Origin of the sequence: Pseudomonas sp. (assembly GCF_049645325.1) — a bacterium.
In the GTDB taxonomy this organism is placed as follows: domain Bacteria; phylum Pseudomonadota; class Gammaproteobacteria; order Pseudomonadales; family Pseudomonadaceae; genus Aquipseudomonas.
The window spans coordinates 1-10,972 of record NZ_JBARTQ010000408.1 but is presented as its reverse complement, the minus strand read 5'-3'; the positions used below and the strand labels follow the sequence as shown (position 1 = coordinate 10,972).

At 59.6% G+C, this 10,972-nt stretch carries 13 protein-coding genes, 1 tRNA gene and 1 pseudogene; 10 read left to right on the top strand and 5 right to left on the bottom strand.

Annotated features, from left to right (window positions below; translation table 11 throughout):
• Positions 1-55 precede the first annotated feature (55 nt).
• The gene (locus WBB95_RS17720) at positions 56-745 is read right to left on the bottom strand and encodes an HAD-IA family hydrolase (RefSeq protein ID WP_424488768.1); all 690 of its coding nucleotides are present in this window, start codon (positions 743-745) and stop codon (positions 56-58) included.
• 178 nt (positions 746-923) lie between these two features.
• Here WBB95_RS17720 and WBB95_RS17715 point away from each other — a divergent pair.
• A pseudogene (locus tag WBB95_RS17715) lies at positions 924-1,055 on the top strand (helix-turn-helix domain-containing protein); the annotation flags it as partial.
• Positions 1,056-1,057: 2 nt separating this feature from the next.
• On the opposite strand, the gene WBB95_RS17710 reads toward WBB95_RS17715, so the two are convergent.
• Positions 1,058-1,906 carry an oxidoreductase gene (locus tag WBB95_RS17710; RefSeq protein ID WP_424488767.1) on the bottom strand — a complete coding sequence of 283 codons (849 nt, stop codon included), beginning with the start codon at positions 1,904-1,906 and terminating at the stop codon, positions 1,058-1,060.
• A gap of 97 nt (positions 1,907-2,003) precedes the next feature.
• Here WBB95_RS17710 and WBB95_RS17705 point away from each other — a divergent pair, with 97 nt between their 5' ends.
• Both WBB95_RS17705 and WBB95_RS17700 read left to right on the top strand, forming a co-directional pair.
• A complete protein-coding gene (locus WBB95_RS17705) occupies positions 2,004-2,900 on the top strand; it encodes a LysR family transcriptional regulator (protein ID WP_424488766.1) in 897 nt (298 codons plus the stop codon).
• Between the two features lie 31 nt (positions 2,901-2,931).
• A complete protein-coding gene (locus WBB95_RS17700) occupies positions 2,932-3,288 on the top strand; it encodes a DUF2784 domain-containing protein (RefSeq protein ID WP_424488765.1) in 357 nt (118 codons plus the stop codon).
• Here the strand turns inward: WBB95_RS17700 and WBB95_RS17695 are convergent.
• Positions 3,275-4,243: an NAD-dependent epimerase/dehydratase family protein gene (locus tag WBB95_RS17695; protein WP_424488764.1), complete on the bottom strand. Its 969-nt coding sequence runs from the start codon at positions 4,241-4,243 to the stop codon at positions 3,275-3,277. The two genes, WBB95_RS17700 and WBB95_RS17695, sit on opposite strands and share 14 nt — an antisense overlap.
• Before the next feature lie 97 nt (positions 4,244-4,340).
• On the opposite strand from WBB95_RS17695, the gene WBB95_RS17690 reads away from it, so the two are divergent.
• The 6 genes from WBB95_RS17690 (at position 4,341) to WBB95_RS17665 (ending at position 8,571) form a co-directional block, all read left to right on the top strand.
• Positions 4,341-5,225, top strand: coding sequence for a LysR family transcriptional regulator (locus WBB95_RS17690; protein WP_424488763.1), 885 nt, complete (start codon positions 4,341-4,343; stop codon positions 5,223-5,225).
• Between the two features lie 55 nt (positions 5,226-5,280).
• A complete protein-coding gene (locus tag WBB95_RS17685; protein ID WP_424488762.1) occupies positions 5,281-5,859 on the top strand; it encodes a DUF4337 domain-containing protein in 579 nt (192 codons plus the stop codon).
• Positions 5,860-6,002: 143 nt separating this feature from the next.
• Positions 6,003-6,662: a M24 family metallopeptidase gene (locus WBB95_RS17680; protein ID WP_424488761.1), complete on the top strand. Its 660-nt coding sequence runs from the start codon at positions 6,003-6,005 to the stop codon at positions 6,660-6,662.
• Between the two features lie 9 nt (positions 6,663-6,671).
• The gene (locus WBB95_RS17675) at positions 6,672-7,025 is read left to right on the top strand and encodes a gamma-glutamylcyclotransferase family protein (RefSeq protein WP_424488760.1); all 354 of its coding nucleotides are present in this window, start codon (positions 6,672-6,674) and stop codon (positions 7,023-7,025) included.
• Between the two features lie 101 nt (positions 7,026-7,126).
• Positions 7,127-7,462: a hypothetical protein gene (locus tag WBB95_RS17670; protein ID WP_424488759.1), complete on the top strand. Its 336-nt coding sequence runs from the start codon at positions 7,127-7,129 to the stop codon at positions 7,460-7,462.
• Positions 7,463-7,530: 68 nt separating this feature from the next.
• A complete protein-coding gene (locus tag WBB95_RS17665) occupies positions 7,531-8,571 on the top strand; it encodes a DMT family transporter (protein WP_424488758.1) in 1,041 nt (346 codons plus the stop codon).
• 430 nt (positions 8,572-9,001) lie between these two features.
• Here WBB95_RS17665 and WBB95_RS17660 read toward each other — a convergent pair whose 3' ends face one another.
• On the bottom strand, positions 9,002-9,976 hold the full coding sequence (locus tag WBB95_RS17660) for a hypothetical protein (protein WP_424488757.1): 975 nt from the start codon (positions 9,974-9,976) through the stop codon (positions 9,002-9,004).
• A gap of 403 nt (positions 9,977-10,379) precedes the next feature.
• Here WBB95_RS17660 and WBB95_RS17655 point away from each other — a divergent pair, with 403 nt between their 5' ends.
• Positions 10,380-10,649 (top strand): short-chain dehydrogenase, encoded by a 270-nt coding sequence (locus tag WBB95_RS17655; RefSeq protein ID WP_424488756.1) that lies wholly within the window; start codon positions 10,380-10,382, stop codon positions 10,647-10,649.
• A gap of 84 nt (positions 10,650-10,733) precedes the next feature.
• Here WBB95_RS17655 and WBB95_RS17650 read toward each other — a convergent pair.
• Positions 10,734-10,823, bottom strand: a tRNA-Ser gene (locus tag WBB95_RS17650).
• Between the last annotated feature and the right edge of the window lie 149 nt (positions 10,824-10,972).

Here is a 10,972-nt window from a genome sequence, read left to right as displayed (position 1 = left end):
CGCAGGCAAGCCAGCTCCCACACAAGCCCGCTCCCACATTTTTTACTGTGTTTATTCAGCGCATGGGTGGCAAGCCGTAGGCCGCCAAATCAAAGTCCGCCAATTTGCGGATGATCTGGTCAGCGTGCTGGTACTTGCTGTCTGCCATGGCTTCATCGGGCACGGCGATGGCGGTCATGTTGGCGGCTTTCGCGGCCGTCACGCCAAACGGCGAATCCTCGAACACCAGGCAATCCTGCGGCGCCACACCCAGGCGGCGCGCGGCGGTGAGGAAGATATCCGGCGCGGGTTTCGCCGCCCCCACTTCCGGGTCATCCGCCGTCACGATGGTGCCAAACAGGCTGAACCACTCGCGGTGCAAGGTAGTTTTGTGGCCAAACGAATTGCGCGACGAACTGGTGCCCACGGCAATCGGAATGTTGTGCGCCTTCAAATGCCGCACCAGCGCTTCGGCCCCGGGCATGCCCAAGGCCCTGGGGAAACGCTCGCTCATCAGCGGCTCGCGGATTTCAAGAAATTCAGCCGGTGTGATCGGCAAGTCCAGCGCCTTGACCACATAGTCGGCGAGGTCCTGGGCACCGCGCCCGATGATGTGCTGCTTGATGCCCCAGTCGTAAGTACGGCCGTAGCGTTCGGCGATGATCTGCGTCACTTCGGTGTAGATGCCTTCAGTATCCAGCAACAACCCGTCCATATCGAAAATCACGGCCTTGATCGGACCGACAGCGGTACGCGGTGCATTCATCGCAACAGAACCTTGGGGGAAGGACTAAAAGGATTCAGCACAATAACGGCCCACGTCGCCTGCAAGCAACCGTTGTAGCCCAGTACCGACAATTACGCCCAATGATCAAACGCGCCTGCGCGGTACCGCGTCTGCCGGAGGGCGGCCAGGTGCGGTTTACAGGGCCGGTGGTGTCTGCGAAGTGGCCAAACGCCTTGGTATTTCCCAATCCGCTTTTGCCCAGCAAGAGGCGGTTAACAAACCTCGCCGGACAACGCGTGAAAAGATAGCCAAGGCGTTTGGCATCAACGCCGCTCAGCTGGAGCTATAACCTCACTCCGGAAAATCCGCGCCCTCAGTCACCTCGGCCCACGCCTCAAAGTCTGCGCTCAACGCTTCAACCTTGGCGCGCGCAAAACCCAGTGCGGCCTTGCCCAGCAGCAGGCGCAAAGGCGGTTGCTCGGCCTCCACTGCCTTGACGATGGCAACCGCCGCACGCACCGGGTCACCAGGTTGCTTGCCGCTGTAGTTGCGCACCGCGCCGGCACGTGCCGCCGCCGTCTCGCGGTAATCATCAATCGCGTGAGCCGCCTCATTCGCCGAGCGCCCGGCCCAGTCGGTACGGAACGGGCCCGGCTCGACCAGCAGCACCTTGATGCCCAATGGCGCGACTTCTTTGGACAGCGCTTCGGACAACCCTTCCACCGCGAACTTGGTGGCATTGTAGAAGCTCAAGGACGGGAACGCGGCAATGCCGCCCACCGAAGAAATATTCACCACACTGCCTGAACGCTGAGCGCGCATGCCAGGCAATACGGCGCGGGTCATGGCGCTGAGGCCCCAGACGTTGATCTCGAACATGCGGCGCACTTCGTCCAGGTCGCTTTCTTCAAACGCACCGAAGTAACCAATGCCGGCGTTGTTGACCAGCACATCAATACGCCCGAAGCGCGCTTGAGCGGCCTGCACCGCCGCCTCTACCTGGGCCTGGTCAGTCACGTCCAGCGCCACAACCAAGGCGATGTCCTCAAAGCCGGCCACAATGTCCTGCACCTGTTGCGGGTTACGGGCGGTGACCACCGTCGGGTAACCGAGACTCAGGGTGTGCAACGCCAATTGGCGGCCGAACCCGGTGGAGCAACCGGTGATGAACCAGACAGGTTTTGCAGTTGAATCGGTCATGAAGAAGCCTTCCTCGTGGGTGTGGAAAAAGTATGCGCGCGGGCGTTTTTGTTAAAAAGATGCATAATCCGGATGCCCCTTTCGGAAAAACCACACAATGGACACGCCTGATTTCCAGCAATTGCGCCTGTTCCTGCAGGTTGCACGGACTAAAAGCTTCACCCAGGCGGCCGATGCCGTGAGCCTGTCGGTGTCGACCGTCAGCCAGCGGGTCGGCGCCCTGGAAAAACAGCTGGGCGTGCGTCTGCTCAATCGCACCACTCGCAGCGTCAGCCTCACCGAAGCCGGTGCGCAACTGCTGGAAAAAATCACCCCGCTGCTCGAAGAGCTGGAAACCAGTTTGCACAGCGTTGCCGCCGCCACCGTCGAGGCCAGCGGCACTTTGCGCCTGAACGTGCCCTCCACCGCCAGCCGCATGGTGCTGCAACCGCTGCTGCAAGGGTTCCTGCGCAAACACCCGGGCATCAACCTGGAGGTGGCGGTGGATAACGCCCTGGTGGATATCGTCGCCCAGGGTTTCGACGCGGGTATCCGCTATGACCACGTGCTGGCCGAAGACATGGTGGTGATTCCGGTGGCCAAGCAACTGCGCTTCGTCATCGTCGCCACGCCGGGTTACTTGCACGGGCGCACACGCCCCACCCATCCTCACGAGTTGCTTGAGCACGAGTGCGTCAATTACCGCAGCGCACAAACCGGATTGATGCACCGCTGGGACTTTGAAAAAGACGGCAAACCGATGCGGGTCACGGTCAAGGGCCGGCTGGCCACCAATGACATCGAATTGATGATCCGCGGCGCCCTCGACGGCTTCGGCTTTGCCTACCTGGCGCGTTCGAGCGTCGAGCCCTACTTGCAATCCGGCGAGTTAGTGGAAGTATTGGACGACTGGATCACCCACAGCGCGCTGTATTTGTATTACTTCAATCGCAGCAACACGCCGAAAAAACTCCGCGTGTTTATCGACTACCTGCAAGAACACCTCGGCGCCTGACGCCGCCAACCTTTTAAAAGCGAACCTTCACATGCTCTATCGCATAGCCGCCGACGGCCTGGTGCTGTTCCACCTGTGTTTCATCCTGTTCGTGCTGTTCGGCGGGCTGCTGGCGCTCAAATGGCGGCCAGTGATGTGGCTGCACCTGCCAGCTGCGGCCTGGGGCGTGGCCGTGGAGGTGTTCCACCTGCCCTGCCCGCTGACCCGATGGGAAAACCTGCTTCGCCACCTCGCCGGGCAAGACGGTTACGGCGGCGGGTTTATCGAGCACTACATCCTCACGCTGATCTACCCGGCCGGGCTGACCCCGAACATTCAATTGGCGCTTGGGGCGCTGGTGCTGCTGATCAATATCGCGGTGTATGTGCGCCTGATCAGGCGGAGGTAGGCAAGCAACCCAAGCCGGCCAATGTCGCTTCCACCGCCTGCTCCAGCGGCGTGTGGGGCTCATGCCCCAGCGTGTCCACCAAACGCTGGTTATCCAGGCGCAGCGGGGTGTGCCACAGGTAACGCATCTCCTGCATCTCGCGGATTGTGACGACAAAGGGCGCTATCAATTTCATCAACCACCACGGGAAACGCCCTGCGCGAGGTTGATGGCCGGTCCTGCGCAGCACCACCCGCTGGATCGCCTGAATCATCTGCATGCCATCCGTGTCGATGTGCCCCGCCATGTGAAAACGCGCAAACGCCGCGAGGGTTGCCCGCTGTTCAATCAACTCGACCATGGTGCGTGCCACATCTGGCAGGTACGCCCATTGATGCGCCACACCGGCGGCGCCCGGATAGCTGACGGCGTGCACCGGCTTGCCGGGTTTGATCAGGCCTTGGGCAAACCAGTTGTTGGCCACCCGTGCACCGAAAAAATCCCCGGCGCGCACGATCACCACCCGCGCGCCTTGGCGGGAAGCCGTCTCCAGGCGCTGTTCCAACTGCACACGGATCGCGCCCTTGCGGGTCTGCGGGTGCTGAGGCGAATCTTCGTGCAGCACGGGAAACGCGTCCGGCCCGAAGTTATAAACCGTGCCGGGCAACACGATCGTCGCGCCTTCGACGATGGCCGCGGCAATGCTGTTGTCGATCATCGGCAGCACCAACTCGGCCCAGTGGCGATAACCCGGCGGGTTGACCGCGTGCACGATCACCGCGCAGCCACGGGCAGCGGCCAGCACGTCTTCGCGATTGAGCGCGTCGCCCTTGATCCACGAAAAAGCCGCATCCTCGCGGCGCGCCTTGTCCACATCGCGGGTCAACGCACGCACCTCCCAGCCTGCCGCGCTCAGTTGCCGCGCCACTTCGCCGCCAATTCCACCGGTTGCACCCAGTACCAGCACCTTGCTCATCGCCGTCTCCCGCCTCTGTTGGTTGTTGAGGCCAGTGTGTACAAGGCACCGCTATAGATAAATTGCCCAAGATCGCCAAGGCGCTATACATTTATGCATGGCATTGACTATTGGTTGGGAGCTTTACCGGTCGTTCCTCGGTGTACTCAAGGAAGGCTCGTTGTCGGGGGCCGCACGGCTGCTCGGCATTACACAGCCCACGGTCGGCCGGCATATTGCCGCGCTGGAGGCAGGGCTGGGCGTGGTGCTGTTCACCCGTTCGCCTCAGGGTTTGCTGCCCACCGCCGTCGCCCACACCTTGCGCGCGCATGCCGAAACCATGGCACGCACCGCCGCCGCCCTTGAGCGCGCCGCATCCTCCCAGGGCGATGAAGTGCGTGGCGTGGTGCGGGTGTCGGCCAGCGAAGTGGTCGGCGTGGAAGTGCTGCCACCGATCATCGCCCAGCTGCAGCGCCAGCATCCGCACCTGAAAGTCGAACTGACCCTCACCAACCGCCTGAGCGACCTGCTGCAACTGGAAGCCGACATCGCCGTGCGCATGGTCCGGCCCAGCCAGGAGCAATTGCTTGCGCAGCGTATCGGCCTGATCGAAGTCGGCCTGCACGCCCGTGACGATTACCTGCAGCAACACGGCATTCCGCTTCACATGCAGGACTTGGCGGGCCACGCGGTGATCGGCTTCGACCAGGAAAACGCCTTCATCCGCAGCCTCGCCATCAAAGGCTTTGAACGCAACGCTTTCGCCCTCAGCAGCGACAGCGACCTCGCGCAACTGGCGCTGATCCGCGCCGGTGCTGGCATCGGCGGGTGCCAAGTGCAACTGGCCAAACGCGACCCGCGCCTGCGTCGGGTACTGCCGGAGGGTTTTGCGTTCAAGATGGACACCTGGGTGACCATGCACGAAGACTTGCGCACAAGCCCGCGCTGCCGGGTGATGTTCGATGCATTGGTGCAGGGTTTGCAGCGTTACGTACAGGATTGAGACAGCTTCGCTGGTGAAGAATCAGACTCCCTCATTCCGTTCGCAGACGCCCCCCATGTCCGAAGCCTTCGAAGTCCCCAGCCCGCACGAAAAACACGTCGAGCACACCACCGAACATGCCCACGGCCGCGGCGACAATTTCGCCAGCCGCATTGCCGTGATGACAGCCCTGATGGCCACCCTCGGGGCCATGCTCAGCTACCAGGCCGGCTCCACCGAAAGCGAAGCGGCGATGGACAAGAACAACGCCGCCATCATCAAGACCGAAGCCGCCAACCAGTGGAACTACTACCAGGCCAAATCCAGCCGCCAGAACCTGGCGGAACTGGCCACGCACATTCCCGGCGTGGATGCCGCGCATTACAAGGACGAGATCGAGCGCTACAAAAGCCAGAAGGAAGACGTGCGCAAGCAGGCCGAAAAGCTTGAAGCCACCTCGAAGGAATGGGACCAGAAATCGGAAGAGGCGCTGCACCAGCACCACCGCTGGGCGCAGGCGATGACCGCGATCCAGATCGCGATTTCATTGGCGGCGATTACGTTGCTGACGCGCAAGGAATGGTTGAAGCGGATGTCGTACACCGCTGGCGCCGTGGCCGTAGTGCTGGGCAGCCTGGCGTGGCTGCACCTCTGACGAAACACAGTTAAAAAATGTGGGAAGTTGGCAAACCAGCTCCCACATTTGATCTTCGGTGTTTTCAGGGTTGGGCTGCGTCATCGCATCGCTATATAGTAAAAAGCATAACGCCTGATGCTGTTCAACCTGAGGAAAGATCGGTGAGTGCACAACCCAAAGAAGCCGTAGGCGCCGCCTACAGTATCGACTCCATGCGCTACGCCCAGGCCATGACCTGGCAAGCCATCGAACACCTCGCCCAGCGCGTCCGCCCCGGCATGCTCGAATCCGAAGCGCGCGAGCTGGGTAAACAGGTGCTCGCCGAACTCGACATGCAACGCATCTGGCACCCGCTGCTGGTGCGTTTCGGCACCAACACGCTCAAAACCTTCAAGCAACGCTCCGACGGCGACCCGGTGCTGGGCGACAACGACATCTTCTTCATCGACATGGGCGCCGTCTGGCAAGGCCACGAAGGCGACGCCGGCGCCACCTTCAGCGTCGGCAACGACGCGGAAATGATCGCCTGCGCCAGCGCCGCCAAAACCCTGTTCGACCGCGTACAATCGCGCTGGAAAAACGACCAGGTCGTCGGCCTTGAGCTTTACCGCTACGCCGAGGAACAAGCGCACGCCATGGGCTGGCAGTTGAACCTCGACATCAAGGGCCACCGCGTCAGCGACTTCCCCCACGCCATCCACCGTGGCGGCGACCTGGGCGATTTTGAGCACTACCCAAATGCCGGGCTGTGGATTCTGGAAATCCAGATTGCCCACCCGAGCAAGCCTTACGGCGCTTTTTACGAAGACTTACTCGCTTAAGGAACACCCATGGAACTCTCCACCCAATTTCCCGTGCTGCTGTTTTCCTACGGCACCTTGCAAGACAAAGCCGTGCAACTCGCCAACTTCGGCCGTGAACTCGTCGGCCAACACGACGCCATGCTTGGCTATGCGCAAAGCTGGGTAGAAATCACCGACCCCGACGTGCTCGCCACCAGCGGCAAGACCCACCACCCGATTCTCGCACCGACTACAGAACCGGCCGCCAGCGTTGAGGGCATGGTTTTTCAGATCAATGAGCAGGAACTTGCGGCGGCAGATGCGTATGAAGTGTCGGACTACAAGCGCGTGTCTGTGGCGTTGGCGTCGGGCCTGACGGCGTGGGTGTACGTGCAGGCCTGAAGATGAAACTTCCGGGTAACTGATTTTAATCTGCCAGTGCGGCGATTAGAGTGGCGCGCCTTCGAGAATTGGATCTCGATTTTTGCCCATGGAGTTACCCCGTGAAGTACGTCAGTAAAGTCGTTGCAGCCGCCATTCTTGGTTTTACCCTCGCAGGCTGCACCGGCACCGCCATCAAATCCCCGCAGTACGACAGCAGCCAATACACCGTCATTGGCCACGGCGAAGGCAGCGCCACCGGCATCATGCTCTTCGGCGTTATCCCAATCGGCCAGAACAACCGTTTCGTGCGCGCCCAGGATGCAGCCATCAAAGCCAAAGGCGGCGATGCGCTGATCAACACTCAGGTTCAGGAAAACTGGTTCTGGGCTTGGGTACTCAGCGGCTACACCACCAAGATTTCGGGTGACGTGATCAAGCTGAAAACTGCGCAGTAAATATGCAATTGCCAGGGCGTTGACCCTGGCAAGCGACGTATCATGGGCCAGACTTTCGAGGACGGCCCATGAACCTCAGTACCCTCTACGCACTCGCCGCCGCCGCCCTGTTCGGCGCCAGCACCCCGCTCGCCAAAAGCCTCGGCCTGGGCCTCTCGCCCGTGCTGCTTGCCGGCCTGCTCTACCTCGGCAGCGGCATCGGCCTCGCTGGCGTGCGCCTGATCCGTGATCGCGGCTGGCAACCCTCCGGGCTAACCCCATCGGAATGGCCCTGGCTGATCGGCGCCATCGTGTTCGGCGGCATCCTCGGGCCGGTGGCCTTGATGTTCGGCCTGACGCGCACCGAAGGCGCGACCGCCTCCCTGATGCTCAACCTTGAATCGGTGTTGACCGCCGTCATCGCCTGGCTGGTGTTTAAAGAAAATGCAGACCGCCGCATCGTCCTTGGGATGATCGCGATTGTGTTGGGCGGCGTGGTGTTGTCATGGTCCGACGGCGGCGGCGCGAGCCAAGACTGGACTGGGCCGGTTGCCGTGGCAATCGCCTGCTTATGCTGGGGAATAGATAACAACCTGACGCGCAAGGTGTCGGCGTCGGACGCGCTGTTCATCGCCGGGGCCAAGGGGTTGATCGCCGGGGTGGTGAATGGCAGCTTGGCGCTGTATCTCGGGGCGAAGGTTCCGGGCGTGGCGCAGCTGGCGCCTATCCTGCTGGTCGGGTTTCTGGGGTATGGCATCAGCCTGGTCATGTTTGTGCTGGCACTGCGCGGGCTGGGCAGTGCGCGCACGGGCGCGTACTTCTCGACGGCGCCTTTCCTCGGCGCAGCGGTGGCCTTGCTGGCGTTCGGGGAATCAGTGACGGTGGCGTTCTGGGTTGCTTCAGCGCTGATGGCCGTGGGGGTCTGGTTGCACCTGACGGAGCGGCATGCGCATGAGCACCTGCACGAGGCCACGGAACACGGGCATCGGCATGTGCATGATGAACATCATCAGCATGAGCATGGGTTTGAGTGGGATTCGGCAGAGCCGCACAGTCATGTGCATGAACACAGTGTGATGCGACATAGCCATGCGCACTTTCCGGATGTGCATCATCGGCATAGGCATTGAGGAACGGAAAGAGGTAAGCAGAATGACATTATGGGAAGGGCGAAGGAGAGTCGCCCTTTCTCATGAAGGACTAGTCGCTTATAAAAAACCAGCTGATGGTGAGGCCTAGCAGGGAGATACAAGTAACGAATGTTGGTACCACCATCCAGTACTTTAGGTGCCGAGGTATTTTTTCAACATCTTCCACAAGTACCATACCTCTCCACTGAATGACTCTCGGGACAAGAATGAGCGTAGCCATGGCGTATACGCGCTGGGGCCTTCCCTCAAAGGGAGTATGACGAAAAGTGTGCCTGCACCCGACTATGAAGCTGCTGTACTGCATATAGCGCTCGGCTGCATCGAGCTTTTTGAACATGGCAAAAAAGACGATCGGGAAGCTTAGTAGCAGGAGGCCCCCTGAGCTCAAAACGAAATATTCCAAGTACATTCAACCCTCCACGGACGTATAGAGAAACTTACCCGCAAACTCTCCAGCACTGTTTCCAACCTCGCCTAAGGCGACTCCTCCCGCAGCACCGCCGACGATGGCGCATGCCAAAGCTCCGACACCCGCTGTAGGTATGCCAAAAACAATTGCGCATACGCCGATGCCCGCAAGAGCACCAAGTGTTCCGCCCGCCGATGCACCGCCAACCCCCAGCACCAACTTGCCCCCTTCAACATACTTCGCCTGCGTACAGGCTTGCTCGCGCCCTGTGGAACATGCCTCCGTTATCTCCAGAGCCGTGGCCCCGACATCAAGCGCTATGCCCACGTAGGCGCCCTTCTTCAATATCTGCGAAGCCTTGGCCACACGCTTGACCCTTTCCTCATATCTGCGAATTTCCCCATGTTGCCAATAGCTTTTACTGGAAATCCCGAGCATTTTTTTAATTGAACCCTCGTTTTTCAATCCCGTGCCAAAGCGCGCCATACCGGAGATTTGGGAATCCAACCTTGCAAACAGGGCCTTACGCTTAATCAGAAACTCCTCCCTCGCCCCCGTCGTACCCTTCCTCAAGTACTGCTTATGCAAATTCTCGATGTCCATGAGGGTCTTCTCTATCTGCGCCAGATGCTTGCTCCAGGCACTGCTGGCACTGCCGATACCAACGGACGAATAGGACAAAATGGCCTGCAACTGATCATAGTTTTTGATCAGAAACTGGTCGGTTGCGGAGTACGCCAGCAGGGCAAGTTTTATAGTCAGCGCCGAGCGCATCAGCTGTGCCTCTTCAGCGGTGCAAGAGGCCGTTCGGCTATCCCCAATGATCACCAACTGCCCAGGCAACACCAGCGCGTTGCGGATGTGCTGGTTGAGGGTGTCGAATTTAGTGCGTGTATGCGGATCAAGCGCCAGGCTAAGTTTGAGCAGTGGATAAGGCTGCGGCCGTTCGTTGATAAATGCGTAGGGTCCCTGCATGCGTGCACCTCCAAGTGACTGAGGCGCACGACTATAAGAAGGCGCTACAGCCGAGGTAAGACGCGTAGGGGGGTGGTTTTAACGTTTCAGAAAAAGACTACTTCAGTCCAGGCGCATGCCTACAATTACGCGTTCCTGCTGACCCTGTGCAGGCATCGCGCATAAGGAGCAGAGCGGGAAGACATTAATTAATTCGGGCAAGGTCCTACAGGTTACTCGGAAGCTGCACTCTCCCGTTTTTCAAAAGCCAATCTTATAGTTGCTCGGTCGCAGTGTGAGCGGCCGGGTTTGGCGACTCGATGACAAGACGGAATGTAAACGACATTATTTCAGGCAAACGCCGTTTTTGGCCGTTGACCATGAAAGCTTAGTCGTTTTTATCTTTGTCTTAATGGAGTCACTCATGAAGCAATACATGGCCCTGACCAGCAACGACTGCGCTACACCCGCTCTCTTCATCGATACCACGGTTGCGCTGGAAATCCTTCTCGACGCCGCTGGTTATCGGCTTCGGGCCGTCACCCAAATGCTTGAGAACCTTGCACTACGTAGCGAGATAAGTAGTGATGCAGTTGTGCTCAGCGATTTCGCGTTGCTCTGCTCAATTCCCCTGCGCGACGGTTGTGATTTGCTGGATGTCATAGCGCGGCGGATGGATATGCCGAGCGCGTGATCTGAGAACAGTGCGCTTTTAAAGCCCAGAAATAACAAAACCCCTGGTTTCTCTCGAAACCAGGGGTTTTGTTTACATCGAATTTGGCGGTGAAGGAGAGATTCGAACTCTCGATACAATTTCTTGTATACACACTTTCCAGGCGTGCTCCTTAAGCCACTCGGACACTTCACCGTATCTCGTCAAACCAGTTCAGTCTGTCGAGGCGCGCTAATGTAGTCGAAAGCCTTTCTGATGGCAAAGGTTTTTTTCAGAATTTTCATGCGGTTAGACGGTTATGCCGGCGCGCCTCGAATGGGGGGCGGTGAATCTGCCATTCTCGG